Source organism: Pseudomonas sp. 22490, assembly GCF_052044465.1.
Lineage (GTDB): Bacteria > Pseudomonadota > Gammaproteobacteria > Pseudomonadales > Pseudomonadaceae > Pseudomonas > Pseudomonas aeruginosa.
On sequence record NZ_JBQENS010000010.1, the window covers coordinates 83901 to 99672 of the forward strand.

The following is a 15772-nucleotide window of genomic DNA, read 5'->3' on the forward strand; positions in this document are numbered from 1 at the left end:
CGATGAAGCGCCGTCGTCTCCTGCAAAGCCTGCTCGCCGGCCTGGCCCTCCAGCCGTTCCTGGCCGCCAGCGCCAATGTACGAATCCGCCAGGCCCGGGCCTGGAATTCCTCGGAAAGCTGGCGCCTGGTGCTGGAACTGGACGGCCCGCCGCGTTATCGAACCTTTTCCCTGCAGGCCCCCGAGCGGTTGATCCTCGACCTGCCCGACGCGCAATTGCTCGCAACGCTCTCCGAGCTACCGCTGGACGGCCCCGTGCGCGCCATACGCAGTGGCCAACTGGGTGGCGGCGGGACGCGCATCGTCCTCGATCTGCGCCAAGCGGTCAGGCCGCGCAGCTTCGCCCTGGAACCGCAGGCGGGAAAGGGCCATCGCCTGGTCCTGGACCTATATCCACAGGCGCTGGCGGCGCCCCCCGAGCCAATGCTGGCGCTGGCCCGCCCGCTACCCTCGACGGGCCGCGACATCCTCGTAGTGGTCGATGCCGGCCATGGCGGCAAGGACCCCGGCGCGGTCGGTAGCAAGGGCGAGCGCGAAAAGGACGTGGCGCTGGCCATCGCCCGCCTGCTGGCGCGGCGGATCGACCGTGAGAAAGGCTTCAAGGCGCGCCTGGTGCGCAACGGCGATGTGTTCGTCCCGCTGCGCAAGCGGCCGGAAGTGGCCCGGCGCTACAACGCCGACATGTTCGTTTCGGTGCACGCCGACGCGGCGCCGCGACTGACCGCCTCCGGCGCGTCGGTATATGCCCTCTCCGAGCATGGCGCCAGCTCGACCATGGCGCGCTGGATGGCCGAGCGCGAGAACGGCGCCGACCTGATCGGCAACAGCGGCAACCTGCCGCTACAGGGCCGCGACAAGGTACTCGCCGGGGTGATCCTCGACATGGCCCTGAGTTCGACCATCGCCAGCAGCCTGGACCTCGGCCACAGCGTTCTCGGCCAGTTGTCGGACGTCACCGCGCTGCACCAGAAGCGTGTCGAGCAGGCCGGCTTCGCCGTGCTCAAGTCGCCGGACATCCCTTCGATCCTGGTGGAGACCGGCTTCATCTCGAATCGCGGCGATTGTCGCCGGTTGATGGACGAACGCCATCGCCAGCGCCTGGCCGAGGCGATCTTCGCTGGCGTGCAGGGCTACTTCCGGCAACGCCCTCCCGCCGGCAGCTACCTGGCGGCGCTCAGCGCGCAGCCTCCCGGCTAGGGCCTTCGCTGCAGCCGCTGACCCGCCCGCAGGTCAGGCGTTGGCGCTGGCCCGATGAACTGCTCAGGCGGCTGATGCTGGTCCAGCCGATGTTGCGGCTGAGGCCGACCCAGATTTCCCCATCGCTGGCGATGCCGCTGAAGAAGGTCAGGCGCCCGTAGCGCGTATTGGTCTGGGCCCAGCGTCGTCCGCTCGCCGCGTCGTAGCCGCGCAGCCAGGTGTCGTTGCCGCCGGTGGCGACGCTGTAGTGGTTGCCCAGCCGATCCATGCAGGCCAGAACGGTACGCAGGTAGGCGCATTCCGCCGGGCGGGTGCCGGGAAGAAAGCCCTGCGCCTGTGCCGCCGGAGCGAGCAGCAGGAGGGCCAGGCAGTAAAGGCGGAGGACGCGGCGCATCGGTGGATCCCGGGATGACGTGGGCCCAGGGTAGCCGGAAGGCGATTGGCGGGCCATCGATTGTGGTGTTAATTGTTATAGTATAACGTTTTAAATTTCCCAGGTTCAGCCCATGACCGAACAGGAACTGCTTGCCCAGCCCGACGCTGCCTACATGGACGAAACCCAGCAGGACTTCTTCCGCGACCTGTTGCTGCGTCAGCGCCAGGAACTTCAGGCGCGCATCGAAGGCGAATTCGGCGAGCTGCGCGATCTCGAACGCCCCAGCGACGAGGCCGACCTGGCTTCCCGCGAGGAACAGCGGCAATGGCAACTTCGCCTGCTGGAGCGGGAGAAGAAGCTGCTCGACAAGATCGACGAAGCGCTGGAGCGCCTGGCCCGCGGCGACTACGGCTGGTGCCAGGAAACCGGCGAGCCGATCGGCCTGCGCCGCCTGCTGTTGCGTCCCACCGCCACCCTCTGCATCGAGGCGAAAGAGCGCCAGGAGAAGCGCGAACGCCACGTGCGGCACAACTGAAGAGGTTACCAACCGTGAACCAACGCCTACCTGTCACCGTGCTGTCCGGCTTTCTCGGCGCCGGCAAGAGCACGCTGCTCAACCATGTGCTGAAGAACCGCGAGAACCGACGGGTTGCGGTGATCGTCAACGATATGAGCGAAATCAATATCGATGGCAGCGAGGTCCAGCGCGATGTCAGCCTGAACCGCGCTGAAGAACGCCTGGTGGAGATGAGCAACGGCTGTATCTGCTGCACCCTGCGCGAAGACCTGCTGGAAGAGGTCGGCCGTCTCGCCCGGGAAGGCCGCTTCGACTACCTGCTGATTGAGTCCACCGGGATTTCCGAACCGATGCCGGTGGCCGAGACCTTCACCTTCCGCGACGAGCTGGACCGCAGCCTGTCCGACGTGGCGCGACTGGATACCATGGTCACGGTGGTCGACGGGATGAATTTTCTCCGCGACTACCAGGAGGCCGCCAGCCTGGCCAATCGTGGCGAAACCCTCGGTGAGGAGGATCAGCGCTCGATCACCGACCTGCTGATCGACCAGGTCGAATTCGCCGACGTGATCCTGGTCAGCAAGATCGACCTGATCTCCAGCGAGCAGCGCGAGGAACTGCTGGCGATCCTGCGCCAGCTCAATGCCGAGGCGGAGATCCTGCCGATGGTGATGGGTCAGGTGCCGCTGGCGAAGATCCTCGATACCGGTCGCTTCGATTTCGATCGCGCGGCGTCCGCGCCGGGCTGGCTGAAGGAACTGCGCGGCGAGCACCTGCCGGAAACCGAGGAATATGGCATCGCCTCCATGGCCTACCGGGCGCGCCGGCCGTTCCACCCCGCGCGTTTCCACGCCTTCCTGCACAATCCGCTGAAGCAGGGGCGGCTGCTGCGCTCCAAGGGCTTCTTCTGGCTCGCCAGCCGGCCCCGCGAGGCCGGCAGCTGGTCGCAGGCCGGCGGCCTGATGCGTTACGGCCTGGCGGGCCGCTGGTGGCGCTTCGTGCCGACCGGACAGTGGCCACAGGACGAAGAGGGCCTGCGGGCGATCATGCGGCACTGGGAGGAAGGCGTCGGCGACTGTCGCCAGGAGCTGGTTTTCATCGGTCAGAACCTGGACTTCGCGGCCCTGCGCGCAGCCCTGGACGCCTGCCTGCTGGATGACGCCGAGATGAACCTGGGCATCCCCGGCTGGCAGGGCCTGGACGACCCCTTCGAGGACTGGGGGCACGCCGCATGAGCGCACTGCCGCAGGAAAAACCGTTGCCGCGCCAGGCGTTCGATGACGACCCCCAGGTGCTGGCCGAGGTGCTTCGCGAGGGCGTCAACCTGGCGGTCTGGACACGCCGGTTGAGCCCGGCGCTGCGCGACTTCGCCGCCGCCCTGGTGCGCAACCGGCCGGGACTGGCGCTGAGCCAGACGCTGGAGATGGAAGAGGAACGGCTACCCGTCTTGGACGGCCTGCTCGACGCGCAGCAACTGCCGGGACAAACCGATTTCCTCGACGACCTGGGCTGGCTGGTCGAGGCCTTCTCCTGCCTGACCGGGGCGCGGCGTATCGGCCTGCGCCTGCGCGTTCTGGATAAACCGATGTGCCCGCGTTTCCACGTCGACCACGTGCCGCTGCGGCTGGTCACCACCTACCAGGGCGCCGCCAGCGAATGGCTGGACGAGTCCGGCCTGGACCGTCGGCTGCTTGGCGGAGCGCAGGCCGAAGTTGTCGACGAACAGCTTATCCACAGCTTGTCCACGGGCGACGTGGCGCTGCTCAAGGGCGAACGCTGGGAGGGTAACGAAGGTGCCGGGCTGGTGCATCGCTCGCCGCGAGCGGAGCCTGGGCTGGCGCGCCTGCTGTTGACCCTGGACTGGCTTGCCTGAGCCTGTGGACAAGTGTCTTTCGAGGAATAAAAAAAGGCCATCCGCAGATGGCCTATCACCAAAAAGTCGTCCTACCTTGGGGATGGGGACGAAGGGTGCTGAGGTACCCGACTCCCATTTAGCCCTGACGCTGTGACAGGCTGATGACGCGCTCAGGGCTTTTTCGCGGCGCTAGGCTCTTCCCAGCGACCTTGGCTCTGGCTGGCGCAGAACGGCTCCAGGTAGCGTGCGTCGGTCGCGATGCCGTAGTAGAAGATGTCCTGCCGATAGGGCGCGTTGGGTACCCTGGCGTCGCGGCAGACACCGAAGGCGCCCGTCGGACACTCCTCGGCGAACGTCACCTCGACCTTCTGGCCCTGCAGTTGTGGCTGGCAGAAGCCTTCGTGGAACAGCTTGGCCGGGATGCTGCGGTTCTGCTGGCAGACCTTCACGTCGAGATTCTTCGCCTGGCTATGGACGATGCAGGCTTCGGCCAGGGCCAGGCCCGGCAGGCAGGACAGGAAGAACAGGAACGGACGCATGCGAGGACTCCATTGCAGACGGGCGCGACTCTAGCACGGGGCCTGGCTCCCCGCAGGCAAGGACCGCATTGATCCACAGGCTTTCACATTCCGGTTGCGCAGATGCTTCGAGAGATACCCACACACCTGATCGGCGGCCCCCTGGGGGCCGGCAAGACCAGCCTGATCCGCTCGCTGCTGGCGCAGAAGCCGGCGGGCGAGCGCTGGGCGGTGCTGGTCAACGAGTTCGGCGAGATCGGCCTGGATGCCGCGCTGCTGGCCACGGACGTCGACGGCGTGGCCATCGGCGAGGTGGCGGGCGGGTGCCTCTGCTGCGTCAATGGCGTGCCGTTCCAGGTGGGGCTCGGTCGCTTGTTGCGTCGGGCACGGCCGGACCGGCTGTTCATCGAACCCTCCGGGTTGGGACATCCGCAGGCGCTGTGGAAACAGCTGCAGGCTCCTCCCTGGTCCGGCGTCCTGGCCCTGCAACCCCTGGTAGTGGTGCTGGATGCCGCGGCGCTGGCCTCCGGCCAACCGCTGCCGGAGGCACAGGAACAGGCGCTGGAAGCGGCCGGCATGTTGCTGCTGAACAAATCCGAAACGCTCGACGCGACGCAGCGCTGCGCCGTGCGTGCGCGCCTGCCGGTCCTGCCGTTGCGCTGGAGCGTGCGCGGTCACCTGGCATTGCGCGATCTGCCGACCAGCGTTGCCGGGGAAGGTAGCGCGACGACCTGGGCGGCCCTGCCGGAGGCGCCTGCTCAGTTGGGAACGGTGCTGCCCGCCGAGCGACCGCTGCGCGCCGTGCGCGAGCAGGACGGCCAGTTCGCCATCGGCTGGCGGCTGGCGCCGTCGGTGCGTTTCGATCGGGTCGCAGTGGACGCCTGGCTGAACCGTTTGTCCGGACTGCGGCGGGCCAAGGCGGTGCTGCATTGCGCGGACGGTTGGTATGCAGCGAATGCCGCGCCGTTTGTGGATAACTGGGGCAAATCCTCGTGGCGGCGGGATAATCGGCTGGAACTGATCCTCGCCGCAGGCGCGGATGAAGAGGCGCTCGAAGAGGCGTTCCTGGCGTGTCGGATGGTCGCGGAATGATCCGCCAAGGTTGCCCTGAGGACGCGACTGAATGATAATAATTATCAGAAGACTCTACTTCCTTACCTTTCACTTCTCCGCAGGTCGCCCTCATGTCGCCACAGCCTTCACGGTCGCCTGACCGTTTTTCGCTGGCCGCGCTCGCCGAAGACCACCCCACCGCTCCCGCCCAGGGAGACGAAAGCGAGTCCCTGCCATGCGTGAATGCCCAGCGCGGAGAACCCAACCTGCGCGTGGTGGACTGCTCCGGCGCGCGCCGCGACGAGGAAGTGGCGGTCGAGGAAGTGCTGATCCCCTACGCCCATGGCAGCGATCCCGAAGACGTCCCCGGCGAGCCGCCCAAGTCGCGCTGGTGGTTGTCCTCCGGCGCGGCGGTGGCGATGCATGTGGCGATCATCGGTGCGCTGGTGTGGGTGATGCCGACCCCGGCCGAACTCAACCTTGGCCACGGCGAACTGCCGAAGACCATGCAGGTGAATTTCGTCCAGCTCGAGAAGAAGGCCGAGCCGACCCCGCAGCCGCCGGCTGCCGCGCCGGAGCCGACGCCGCCGAAGATCGAGGAACCCAAGCCGGAGCCGCCGAAGCCGAAGCCGGTGGAAAAACCCAAGCCCAAGCCGAAACCCAAGCCCAAACCGGTGGAAAACGCCATTCCGAAGGCCAAGCCGAAGCCGGAACCCAAACCCAAGCCGGAACCCGAGCCGAGCACGGAGGCATCCAGCCAGCCCAGCCCGTCCAGCGCCGCCCCGCCGCCGCCCGCACCTACCGTCGGGCAGAGCACGCCCGGCGCGCAGACCGCGCCCAGCGGCTCGCAAGGTCCGGCCGGCCTGCCCAGCGGCAGCCTCAACGACAGTGACATCAAGCCGTTGCGCATGGATCCTCCGGTCTATCCCCGGATGGCCCAGGCCCGGGGTATCGAAGGCCGGGTGAAGGTGCTGTTCACCATCACCAGCGATGGCCGCATTGACGACATCCAGGTGCTGGAGTCGGTGCCGTCGCGCATGTTCGACCGCGAAGTGCGCCAGGCCATGGCCAAGTGGCGTTTCGAGCCGCGTGTCAGTGGTGGCAAGATCGTCGCCCGCCAGGCGACCAAGATGTTTTTCTTCAAGATCGAGAAGCGCCGCTGAGGCGGTTCTCTGACAACGAAAAGAGCCGCGCCTTCGAGCGCGGTTTTTTTATTCCCGGTAGGTCTCGCAGACGGGGCTTCGCTGCCTGGGGACGGCAGGCCCCTTGCGCTGTTCCACCGTGGGAACGCGAGGAGATCGGCGTTTGCGCGCCAAGGTTCCAGCCCCGCCGGAATGACGAGCCGCAGGGCGAATAACCGCTTGCGGTTATCCGCCGTGGAACGCAGGGACACCGGATGATTACGCCGCCGGCGTTGCGCGCCCTAGGGCTCCGGTCGGGATGCCGTGCCGTAGACCAACAGTCGGCGGGTGTGGGGGAATCGGTTGCCGCGCCAAAAAGCAGGACGGCGACCCGAAGGTCGCCGTCCTGTGGATAAAAAGGCCCGGAGTGTGTCGGGGCCATGAGCACGAGGCTCAATCAATCGGTCGTGATCTTCGAGTGCTTCTGGGTGTCCTTCATGAACACATAGACCAGCAGCGAGCAGGCGATACAGGCGGTGACGTACCAGTAGAAGCCGCTCTCCAGGCCGACGCTCTTGAACCACAAGGCAACGTATTCGGCGGTGCCGCCGAAGATCGACACGGTCAGGGCATACGGCAGGCCGACGCCCAGGGCGCGGATCTCGGTGGGGAACAGTTCGGCCTTCACCACCGCATTGATCGAGGTGTAGCCGCTGACGATCACCAGCGCCGCCATGATCAGGAAGAACGCTCCCCACCAGCTGTCGACGCTGTGCAGGGTGCTGAGGATCGGGTAGGTGAAGACGGTGCCGAGTACGCCGAAGGCGATCAGGATCGGCCGCCGGCCGATCTTGTCGGAGAGGGCGCCGACGATGGGCTGCAGCAGCATGAAGAGGAACAGGGTGGCAGCCGAGATCATGGTCGAATCGGTCTTGCTCATGCCTACCGTGTTCACCAGGTACTTCTGCATGTAGGTGGTGTAGGTGTAGAAGGCCAGGGTGCCGCCCATGGTCAGGCCGACCACGGTCAGCACTTCCTTCGGGTGGCGCAGCAGGGTGCGCAGCAGGCTTTCCTTCGGCTCTTCCTTCTTCTTCGAGAAGGACTCGGTCTCTTCCATGCCGCGACGCAGGAACATCGCCACCACTGCGCACAGCGCGCCGATGAAGAAGGGGACGCGCCAGCCCCAGCTTTCCAGTTGTTCTACGGTCAGGGTCTGTTGCAGGACGATCAGCACCGCCAGGGCGATGAGCTGGCCGGAAATCAGGGTCACGTACTGGAAGCTGGAGAAGAACCCGCGCTGTTCCTTGTTCGCCATCTCGCTCAGGTAGGTGGCGGAGGTGCCGTATTCGCCGCCGACCGACAGGCCCTGGAGCAGGCGCGCGACCACCAGCAGGATCGGCGCGGCGACGCCGATGGTTTCATAGCTGGGGGTCAGGGCGATGATCAGCGAGCCAAAGCACATCAGCAGCACTGAGGCCAGCAACGCCGCCTTGCGGCCCTTGCGGTCGGCATAGATACCCATCAGCCAGCCACCGATCGGGCGCATCAGGAAGCCCACGGCGAAGATAGCTGCGGTGTTCAGCAGTTGGGCGGTCATGTCGCCCTGGGGGAAGAATGCCTTTGCGAAGTACAGCGAGAAGGCGGCGTAGACGTACCAGTCGTACCACTCGACCAGGTTGCCGACGGAACCGCTGAAGATCGACTTGATGCGTTGCGAAGTGGTGCGGGGCTGGGCAGACGCGGAAATGGCGTTGGCGCTTTCCATCGTGTTTCCTCTTTTCGTTGTTGTCTTGGATGTGCTGATCAGGGCGCAGCACACCGGCACATCGCGAGGGCGACGTATTGGATGGCTCGATAGCAGGTGCCGTGCCAACGCGGGAAAGCCGCGTGGGGACTGGGTTGGAAGAGGAGCGGGGTGGTCTTGGCCGAGCGGGAGTCCGCCGACCGGGAGAGTGGATAAGCGGAAATCCGCCGATCCTTCAGGGCAAAGGGTCCGATAGCGACACCAGGTGCAGGCGAGGGCGAATAACCGCAGCGTGGTTATCCGCCGATTCGACGGCAGGCCGGGATCGCTTGGCTCTCAGTGGCTGCCCTTTTCCTGGTCGAGGGTTTCCATCAGCGCGATCTGCATCCGCGAATGCACGCGGATCAGCCAGCGCCAGAGCACTGCGATCACCAGGCCGGCGACCAGCACCACTACGACCAGCAACTCGCCCGGCGGCAGGATGCTCGAGCTGAGCGCCGCCAGCAGCACCATCATGCCGGCCAGCGACAGCAGCGGGATGATCTCGGAGATCACCCGACGTACCCGCGCCGTATGGCGTCCGGCTTTCTCCGGCTTGACCCCGAGTTCGGCCAGCAGCATCGACAGGGCCTTGAGCTTGCGGTACGCGGCGATCAGGAAGGCCAGCGAGACCAGCAGCGCGCCGCCCCAGATCAATGCCTTGTGTAGCCCGTCGTAGGCGACCCACTGGCTCATCCAGGCGGAAAGCGTATCGGCGAAATAACCGCCGGCGAGGAAGATCGCGATCACCAGCGCCAGGTTCACCCCGACCTGCAGCAAGATGCGCCGGATCATCGCCGCCAGCACCGCACGGTCGCCCTGCGGCTGGATGCTGCGCAGCCAGTCGCCGTAGTGGCCGAAGATCCTCGCCATGCGCTGCGGCATGGCGTTGGCCAGGTGCTGCGAGAGCGGGTCGGCGGCGCGGATCAGGTACGGGGTGAGCAGGGTGGTGATGGCCGAGACCGCTACCGCCACCGGGTAGAGGAAGTCGCTGGTGACTTTCAGAGTCATGCCCAGGGCGGCGATGATGAAGGAGAACTCGCCGATCTGCGACAGGCCCATGCCGACCCGCAGCGAGGTGCGTCCGTCGTTGCCGGCGATGAACGCACCCATGCCGCAGGAGAACATCTTGCCGAGCACCACCGCGACGGTGATCAGGGCGATCGGCCAGGCGTACTCGACGAGGATCTTCGGGTCGATCAGCAGGCCGATGGCGACGAAGAAGATCGCACTGAACATGTCACGGACCGGCTCGATCAATCGTTCGATCTGCACCAACTGGCGCGACTCGGCCATGATCGCGCCGATCAGGAAGGCGCCGAGCACCATGCTGTATTCCAGCTTCACCACCAGCAGGCAGAAGCCGAAGCACAGGCCGAGCACGGTGACCAGCAGCATCTCGTTGCTCTCGAACTTCGCCACGTAGGCCAGCAGGCGTGGCACCAGGAGGATGCCGACGACCAGCGCGACGATCATGAACAGGCTGAGCTTGCCGACCGTGGAGAACACCTCGCCGGTTTCCACCGAACCGCTCACGGCGATTCCCGACAGCAGGGCGATGATGCCGATGCCGAGGATGTCCTCGACGATCAGCACGCCGAAGATCAGTTGGGCGAAGCGCTCGTTCTTCATCTTCAGGTCGCCGAGCGCCTTGACGATGATGGTGGTGGATGAGATCGCCAGGATCGCGCCGAGGAACAGCGAGTCCATGGTGCTCCACTCGAAGAAGCGACCGATCTCGAAGCCGATCCAGATCATCAGGACGATTTCCAGGAACGCCGCGATGAACGCCGTGGCGCCGACCTGGAAGAGCTTGCGCAGGCTGAACTCCAGGCCGAGGCAGAACATCAGGAAGATCACCCCGAGTTCGGCCAGGGTCTTGATCGTGTCTTCGTCGTGGATCAGTCCGAAGGGCGGGGTGTGCGGGCCGATGATGAAGCCGGCGACGATGTAGCCGAGGACCACCGGTTGGCGCAGGCGGTGGAAGAGGATAGTGACCACACCCGCCACCAGCATGATCACGGCGAGGTCCTGGATGAAATCGACGGCATGCATGGCGGCGGTCCTCGCTCGGGGAATGGGTCGGCAGACGCGGCGACCGGGCGGCCTCGCAGACCCGCAGACTAGCATCCGCAAGTGCTTGATCGGTGGGCTGAAAAAAACTGTAACAGACGTTTCGGCGAGGCTCTGCGTTGTGCTTCCCGGGTCGCCGGGCGGATCTTCGCGCGCCGATCCGCGTGCATGCCTGTCGTCCCCGGCAACGAGGGTGTACCCTGGCGCCGACCCGCGAGCCAGACGCGGCGGGCGAAAAAACGGCGGCCGGGGAGCAATAGCCCGAAACAAAATCCGGCTGGTCCTGTCGCCCGTACCGCCGCAACATGGCGCGCGTCGATTCCCCCAAGAGAGAAAGACTACAATGCAGCGTGTTCTCAGCATCGCCCTCGCCTTCTGCCTGGCGCTGACCGTCAGCCTGGATGCCAATGCCAAGCGCTTCGGCGGCGGCAAGAGCCTCGGCTCGGCACCCAGCCACCAGACCCGCCAGGCGCAGCCGGCCACTGCGCCGAACGCCACTGCTGCCGCCCCCAACGCCGCTCGTCCCGCCGCTGCCGCCAGCGGTGCTTCGCGCTGGCTCGGCCCGCTGGCCGGTATCGCCGCGGGCGGCCTGCTCGCTTCCATGTTCATGGGCGACGGCTTCGAGGGCATCCAGATGCTCGACATCCTGTTGATCGCCCTGGTGGCCTTCATCGCCTTCCGCTTCATCGCCGCTCGCCGGCGCCAGCAGAACCAGGGCCAGCCTGCAATGGCCGGGCACGCGCCGATGCAGCGCGAAATGCCGGCCCAGGCGCCGATCTTCGGTGGCGCCGCCGCTGCTGCCGCTGCGCCGAGCCCGGTGATCAACGCGCCGAGCTGGTTCAACGAGGAGCGCTTCGTCGGTGCCGCTCGCGAACACTTCATGTCCCTGCAGCAGCATTGGGATGCCAACGAGATGGACAAGATCGCCGAGTTCGTCACCCCGCAGATGTTGCAATGGCTGAAGCAGGAGCGCGCCGAGATCGGCGACGCCTACCAGTCCACCTACATCGACAACCTGGTCGTGCAACTGGACGGCGTCGACGACCAGGCCGACAAGACCATCGCCACCCTGACCTTCAGCGGTGTGTCGAAGACCTCGCGCTTCGACCAGGGCGAAGCCTTCAGCGAAAGCTGGCGGATGGAGCGCGCCCAGGGCGAGAACCAGCCATGGCTGGTGGCCGGTATCCGGCAGAACTGATCCCGAGTGGTTGCGGTCCCTTCGGGGGCCGCCGAAACCCCCGCTTCCGCCAGGGAACGGGGGTTTTTTCATCTCCGTTGGCGGGTTGACCGACCATTCGTCCGGCGCCATGGCCGAAGGCCAGCCGCGACACTTGTCTTGCGCTCGGTGCGGCTACTGTATAAAAAGCGCGCCACCCGTTGCGAGAGAGCCTGTCGTGGAAGACGTCATCGAAAAACTGCGTGAACTCAACGAACCGGTTCCGGTGCCCCTGGAACTGCCGGAAGAAGAACTGCTGGTGGAAATCGAGGAAGAGCTGCTGATCGGCATTCCCGCCGAGTTCCGCGAATTTCTCCTGCTGGTCAGCGATGTGGTCTACGGCCGCCTGGAGCCGGTGACCGTCACCGATCCGCACTCGCACACCTACCTGCCCGAAGTGGCGGCCACTGCCTGGGACCTGGGCGTTCCGCGCGAGCTGATCCCGCTTTGCGAGGACGACGGCAGCTACTACTGCGTGGCGGAGGACGGCGAGGTGGTGCTCTGGGCCGATGGCGACCTCACCGATGAAAGCTGGGATTCGGTGTGGGTCTGGGCTCGCGACGTCTGGCTGGAGAGCTGAGCCTGAACCACCGCAAAGGCTCTGCAACGCGCCTTTGCCGCTGACTCCCCGACGTCGCGCGAGGCTGCCTGGAGGCCCAGCGCGTCGCCGTCGGCGCTTCGTCTCCGACAAAGCGCCGCTGCGCTAAGGAATTTCCCTCGATTGCGACGGTCACAAGGGCAATTCCGCACTTGTCGCTCCGGATGTAGGCAAGTGCGCTGCCCCGTGTGGAGATTCTATGAAGTTCAAAGCTCTGTTCGCTGCATTGCTGCTGACCAGCCTGGCGGGTTGCGCCAACCAGGCGGTGGTCACTTTGCAAGATGGCAGCGAGGTCCTGGTCAAGGATCAGTCGGATTACGACAAATACAATGACTACTACGAGTTCGAACAGCTGAATGGCGACACCATTCTGATCAAGAAGGACAATGTGCGCACCATTCGCCCGCAGTAGCGGCGCTTATCTCCCGTCAGGCGTGCTCGCCGGAACGGTGTCGCTTTCGTGGCCGGGCCTCCAGCTCCAGGAGGTTCAGCAGGTACTGGCCGAAGTAGGCCAGGTCCTGTTCGATCGCCGCGCGCGCGGCCGGGCCGTCGCCGCGGCGTAGCGCGTCCAGGGCGTCCTCGTGGAAATCGTTCAGACGTAGGGAGAGGTCGGCCTCGGTGAACAGCCGGTTGAAGAACGGCCCGACCTGTAGCCAGAGCGTCTCGATGAGACGCAGCAGCACCGGGTTGCCGCAGGCGCGGTAGAGCGTCAGGTGGAATTCGCTGTTGGCTTCCAGGTAGGCCTGTACCTCGCGTCGGCGCAAGGCGTCCTCCATTCGCCGCAGACAACCTTCGAGTCCTTCCAGTGCCTGCTCGTCCAGCCGGCCGCTGGCGCTTTCGGCCGCCAGCCCTTCGAGGGACAGGCGCACCTGGAGGATCTGCAGGAAACGCTCGCGGGTCATCAGCGGCACCCTGAGCGAGCGTTGTGCCTCGCCCTCCAGCGCCCCTTCCGCCACCAACCGTTGCAGGGCGGCGCGAACCGGCATCGGGCTGGTGCCCCATTGGTTCGCCAGGTCGCGGATCTTCAGTCGCTCGCCGGGCTGGAAACGTCCGGCCAGCAAGTCTTCCCGCAGTCGTTGGTAGAGTCGTTCCTGGAGATTCTCGGCCATGGTCAGCTCCGGGTCGCCGGTGGCGCCGGAAGCTGGGAAAGCGTCAGGTTGCAGTTGCGCATGTTCAGCTCCGTTTGTTTTCGATCAGGCAGTTGCCGCCGTCCACCACCAGCAGTTCGCCGTTGACGAAGCTGGCTTCGGGCGAGGCGAGGAAGGCCACCGCGGCGGCCACCTCTTCGGGCCGGCCGGCACGTCCGCTGGGGCTGGCCAGGGCGGCCTTGCGTTCTTCGGCGGTGCTCGAGGCGGTGGCGATCCAGCCCGGCGCGACGCTGTTCACCGTGATGCCGCTCTTCGCCACCTCCAGCGCCAGGCCCATGCTCCAGCCGACCAGACCGGCCTTGGCCGCGCTATACGCGGCTTCGCCCGGGTTGCTGCCGCGGGTTCCGGTGGTGGAGGCGACGTTGACGATGCGCCCGTAGCCGCGCTCGCGCATGCCCGGCAGCAGGCCGCGGGTGAGCAGGAAAGCGCTGGTCAGGTTGCGCGACAGGGACAGTTGCCAATCCCGCAGCGAGGTCGCTTCCACTGCGCTGAAGGGCTCCGCGCTGTCCAACTGGGCCATGCCGGCATTGTTCACCAGGATGTCGACCCGTCCCCACTGGGCTTCGGCCCAGTCCAGCAGGCCCTGCACCTGGGCTTCGTCGGTCAGGTCGGCGCTCGCGGCGCGCACGTCGTGACCACATGCGCTCAGTTCCTCCGCTCGTTGCCTAATCCGCTCGCTGCTGGCGGTGATCAGCAGGCGCACGCCTTCGCGGGCCAGCCGCCGGGCAATGGCGAAACCGATGCCGAGTTCGCTGCCGGCGCCGCTGATGAGCGCGACCTGGCCTGTCCACTTCGAAAAGTCATTCATTTTTGTGATCACAAAATTGATATGGAAAACAGATTATCAGTGCTTTCAAATACTGTATTGACTTTTTTGTGATCACAAATGAAAGTTGTGCGAAATAAAAAACGAGGTGTTCGAAATGACCGCCAGTGGCATCGCCGAAGCCGCCGTGGAAACCTTCATGGCCCGCGAGCAGCAACGTTTCCTTGCGCAGAATCCACAGTCCGTCGCGCTCGCCGAGCGAGCCCGGCGCGCCTTGTTCGACGGCGTACCGATGCACTGGATGAGCGATTGGTCAACACCCTGTCCGCTGTTCGTGGCGCGTGCCCACGGCGCGCGTTTCCATGATGTGGACGGCCACGCCTACGTGGACTTCTGCCTGGGCGATACCGGCAGCATGTTCGGCCATTCTCCGGCGCCGATCGCCCGGGCGCTCGCCGAGCAGGGCGCGAACGGCCTGACCACCATGCTTCCGGGGGAGGATGCCATCGTCGCAGGCGAGCTGCTGGCGCAGCGCTTCGGCCTGCCGTTCTGGCAGGTAGCGACCACCGCTACCGACGCCAACCGCTTCGTCCTGCGCTGGGCGCGTGCGATCACCGGTCGCAAGGTGGTGCTGGTATTCGACGGTTGCTACCACGGCACGGTCGACGACACCCTGGTTCGCTGCCGCGACGGCCGCACCGTGCATCGCTCCGGCCTGCTCGGCCAGGCCCACGACCTCACCCAGTTCAGCCGCGCGGTGCCGTTCAACGACCTCCAGGCCCTGGAGCGGGCGCTGGCCGGCGAAGACGTGGCCGCCGTGCTCTGCGAGCCGGCGATGACCAACATCGGCATGGTCCTGCCGCAACCCGGCTTCCACCAGAAGCTGCGCGAGCTGACCCGTCGTCACGGCACGCTGCTGATCATCGACGAGACCCACACCATCTCCACAGGTCCTGGCGGCTGTACCCGCGCCTGGAAGCTCGAGCCGGACTTCATCACCCTCGGCAAGCCGATCGCCGGCGGCGTACCGTGCTCGGTGTATGGTTGCAGCGCGGCGATGGCCAGCGCCATGCAACTGGCCAGGGCACGTGCCAGCGAGCAGAGCGAAGGCCACGGCCACAGCGGCATGGGTACCACGCTGTCGGCCAACGCCCTGGCGATGCGCTGTATGCGCGCCAACCTGGAAGAGGTGATGACCGATACCGCCTATGCCCACATGCTGCCCCTGGCGGCGCGTCTGGCCGAGGGCTTCCGCAGGATTATCCACAAGCACGGCCTGGCCTGGTCGGTGACCGAGCTCGGCGCGCGCAGCGAGTTCCAGTTCTGCCCGCAACCCCCACGCGACGGCGCGGCCGCCGAGGCGGCGTTCCACGACAGCCTGCAGATGGCCTTGCACCTGTATCTGATCAACCGCGGCATCCTCATCACGCCGTTCCACAACATGACCCTGTGTTGCCCGGACACTCGCGAAGAAGATGTCGACCGCCTGCTCTCCAGCCTCGACGAGGCGCTCGGCGAGCTGCTCGCCATACCCGGCGCGCGGGAGGCCTGA

At 65.9% G+C, this 15772-nt stretch carries 16 protein-coding genes; 10 read left to right on the plus strand and 6 right to left on the minus strand.

The window, feature by feature from the left end:
* The first annotated feature begins 2 nt into the window (after positions 1-2).
* Positions 3-1196 carry an N-acetylmuramoyl-L-alanine amidase gene (locus ACTJJX_RS13400; protein WP_003114144.1) on the plus strand — a complete coding sequence of 398 codons (1194 nt, stop codon included), beginning with the start codon at positions 3-5 and terminating at the stop codon, positions 1194-1196.
* On the opposite strand, the gene ACTJJX_RS13405 is transcribed toward ACTJJX_RS13400, so the two are convergent.
* The gene (locus ACTJJX_RS13405; RefSeq protein ID WP_003099671.1) at positions 1174-1590 is read right to left on the minus strand and encodes a hypothetical protein; all 417 of its coding nucleotides are present in this window, start codon (positions 1588-1590) and stop codon (positions 1174-1176) included. The two genes, ACTJJX_RS13400 and ACTJJX_RS13405, sit on opposite strands and share 23 nt — an antisense overlap.
* 112 nt (positions 1591-1702) lie before the next feature.
* Between ACTJJX_RS13405 and dksA the strand changes: the two genes are divergently transcribed.
* Genes dksA through ACTJJX_RS13420 form a run of 3 tightly spaced genes read left to right on the plus strand, consistent with a single transcriptional unit; the run spans position 1703 to position 3962 of the window.
* Complete coding sequence (gene dksA / locus ACTJJX_RS13410; RefSeq protein WP_015649887.1) at positions 1703-2107, plus strand: RNA polymerase-binding protein DksA; 405 nt, start codon at positions 1703-1705, stop codon at positions 2105-2107.
* Positions 2108-2121: 14 nt separating this feature from the next.
* Positions 2122-3324 (plus strand): zinc metallochaperone GTPase ZigA, encoded by a 1203-nt coding sequence (gene zigA / locus ACTJJX_RS13415; protein WP_016852295.1) that lies wholly within the window; start codon positions 2122-2124, stop codon positions 3322-3324.
* Complete coding sequence (locus ACTJJX_RS13420; protein ID WP_003114143.1) at positions 3321-3962, plus strand: DUF1826 domain-containing protein; 642 nt, start codon at positions 3321-3323, stop codon at positions 3960-3962. The genes zigA and ACTJJX_RS13420 overlap by 4 nt, the downstream gene beginning before the upstream one ends.
* 152 nt (positions 3963-4114) lie before the next feature.
* Here ACTJJX_RS13420 and ACTJJX_RS13425 read toward each other — a convergent pair whose 3' ends face one another.
* Positions 4115-4483 carry a hypothetical protein gene (locus ACTJJX_RS13425; RefSeq protein WP_003121401.1) on the minus strand — a complete coding sequence of 123 codons (369 nt, stop codon included), beginning with the start codon at positions 4481-4483 and terminating at the stop codon, positions 4115-4117.
* 102 nt (positions 4484-4585) lie between these two features.
* On the opposite strand from ACTJJX_RS13425, the gene ACTJJX_RS13430 reads away from it, so the two are divergent.
* Both ACTJJX_RS13430 and tonB1 read left to right on the plus strand, forming a co-directional pair.
* Complete coding sequence (locus tag ACTJJX_RS13430; RefSeq protein ID WP_023082784.1) at positions 4586-5554, plus strand: CobW family GTP-binding protein; 969 nt, start codon at positions 4586-4588, stop codon at positions 5552-5554.
* Between the two features lie 92 nt (positions 5555-5646).
* On the plus strand, positions 5647-6678 hold the full coding sequence (gene tonB1, locus ACTJJX_RS13435) for an energy transducer TonB1 (protein WP_003121399.1): 1032 nt from the start codon (positions 5647-5649) through the stop codon (positions 6676-6678).
* Between the two features lie 415 nt (positions 6679-7093).
* On the opposite strand, the gene ACTJJX_RS13440 is transcribed toward tonB1, so the two are convergent.
* Together ACTJJX_RS13440 and ACTJJX_RS13445 are read right to left on the minus strand one after the other, a co-directional pair.
* Entirely contained in the window at positions 7094-8401 is a 1308-nt protein-coding gene (locus tag ACTJJX_RS13440) for an MFS transporter (protein WP_003097074.1), read from the minus strand.
* A gap of 315 nt (positions 8402-8716) precedes the next feature.
* Positions 8717-10474 carry a cation:proton antiporter gene (locus tag ACTJJX_RS13445; protein ID WP_003099684.1) on the minus strand — a complete coding sequence of 586 codons (1758 nt, stop codon included), beginning with the start codon at positions 10472-10474 and terminating at the stop codon, positions 8717-8719.
* Positions 10475-10835: 361 nt separating this feature from the next.
* Here ACTJJX_RS13445 and ACTJJX_RS13450 point away from each other — a divergent pair, with 361 nt between their 5' ends.
* The 3 genes from ACTJJX_RS13450 (at position 10836) to ACTJJX_RS13460 (ending at position 12718) form a co-directional block, all read left to right on the plus strand.
* Complete coding sequence (locus ACTJJX_RS13450) at positions 10836-11690, plus strand: Tim44 domain-containing protein (protein ID WP_003099685.1); 855 nt, start codon at positions 10836-10838, stop codon at positions 11688-11690.
* Positions 11691-11886: 196 nt separating this feature from the next.
* Complete coding sequence (locus ACTJJX_RS13455) at positions 11887-12288, plus strand: SMI1/KNR4 family protein (protein ID WP_003099687.1); 402 nt, start codon at positions 11887-11889, stop codon at positions 12286-12288.
* 217 nt (positions 12289-12505) lie between these two features.
* Entirely contained in the window at positions 12506-12718 is a 213-nt protein-coding gene (locus ACTJJX_RS13460; protein ID WP_003097061.1) for a YgdI/YgdR family lipoprotein, read from the plus strand.
* Between the two features lie 16 nt (positions 12719-12734).
* Here the strand turns inward: ACTJJX_RS13460 and ACTJJX_RS13465 are convergent, their stop codons facing one another.
* Both ACTJJX_RS13465 and ACTJJX_RS13470 read right to left on the minus strand, forming a co-directional pair.
* Positions 12735-13415 carry a GntR family transcriptional regulator gene (locus ACTJJX_RS13465; protein WP_003097059.1) on the minus strand — a complete coding sequence of 227 codons (681 nt, stop codon included), beginning with the start codon at positions 13413-13415 and terminating at the stop codon, positions 12735-12737.
* Between the two features lie 64 nt (positions 13416-13479).
* Entirely contained in the window at positions 13480-14262 is a 783-nt protein-coding gene (locus ACTJJX_RS13470) for an SDR family NAD(P)-dependent oxidoreductase (RefSeq protein WP_016852294.1), read from the minus strand.
* A 115-nt stretch (positions 14263-14377) separates the two neighbouring features.
* Here ACTJJX_RS13470 and ACTJJX_RS13475 point away from each other — a divergent pair, with 115 nt between their 5' ends.
* Positions 14378-15772 (plus strand): aspartate aminotransferase family protein, encoded by a 1395-nt coding sequence (locus tag ACTJJX_RS13475; RefSeq protein WP_003114139.1) that lies wholly within the window; start codon positions 14378-14380, stop codon positions 15770-15772.

Coding starts and splice junctions, on each gene's coding strand:
- ACTJJX_RS13400 (WP_003114144.1), top strand. CDS start 3: ATGAAGCGCCGTCGTCTCCTGCAAAGCCTGCTCGCCGGCCTGGCCCTC.
- ACTJJX_RS13405 (WP_003099671.1), bottom strand. CDS start 1,590: ATGCGCCGCGTCCTCCGCCTTTACTGCCTGGCCCTCCTGCTGCTCGCT.
- dksA (WP_015649887.1), top strand. CDS start 1,703: ATGACCGAACAGGAACTGCTTGCCCAGCCCGACGCTGCCTACATGGAC.
- ACTJJX_RS13420 (WP_003114143.1), top strand. CDS start 3,321: ATGAGCGCACTGCCGCAGGAAAAACCGTTGCCGCGCCAGGCGTTCGAT.
- ACTJJX_RS13425 (WP_003121401.1), bottom strand. CDS start 4,483: ATGCGTCCGTTCCTGTTCTTCCTGTCCTGCCTGCCGGGCCTGGCCCTG.
- ACTJJX_RS13430 (WP_023082784.1), top strand. CDS start 4,586: ATGCTTCGAGAGATACCCACACACCTGATCGGCGGCCCCCTGGGGGCC.
- tonB1 (WP_003121399.1), top strand. CDS start 5,647: ATGTCGCCACAGCCTTCACGGTCGCCTGACCGTTTTTCGCTGGCCGCG.
- ACTJJX_RS13440 (WP_003097074.1), bottom strand. CDS start 8,401: ATGGAAAGCGCCAACGCCATTTCCGCGTCTGCCCAGCCCCGCACCACT.
- ACTJJX_RS13445 (WP_003099684.1), bottom strand. CDS start 10,474: ATGCATGCCGTCGATTTCATCCAGGACCTCGCCGTGATCATGCTGGTG.
- ACTJJX_RS13450 (WP_003099685.1), top strand. CDS start 10,836: ATGCAGCGTGTTCTCAGCATCGCCCTCGCCTTCTGCCTGGCGCTGACC.
- ACTJJX_RS13460 (WP_003097061.1), top strand. CDS start 12,506: ATGAAGTTCAAAGCTCTGTTCGCTGCATTGCTGCTGACCAGCCTGGCG.
- ACTJJX_RS13465 (WP_003097059.1), bottom strand. CDS start 13,415: ATGGCCGAGAATCTCCAGGAACGACTCTACCAACGACTGCGGGAAGAC.
- ACTJJX_RS13470 (WP_016852294.1), bottom strand. CDS start 14,262: ATGAATGACTTTTCGAAGTGGACAGGCCAGGTCGCGCTCATCAGCGGC.
- ACTJJX_RS13475 (WP_003114139.1), top strand. CDS start 14,378: ATGACCGCCAGTGGCATCGCCGAAGCCGCCGTGGAAACCTTCATGGCC.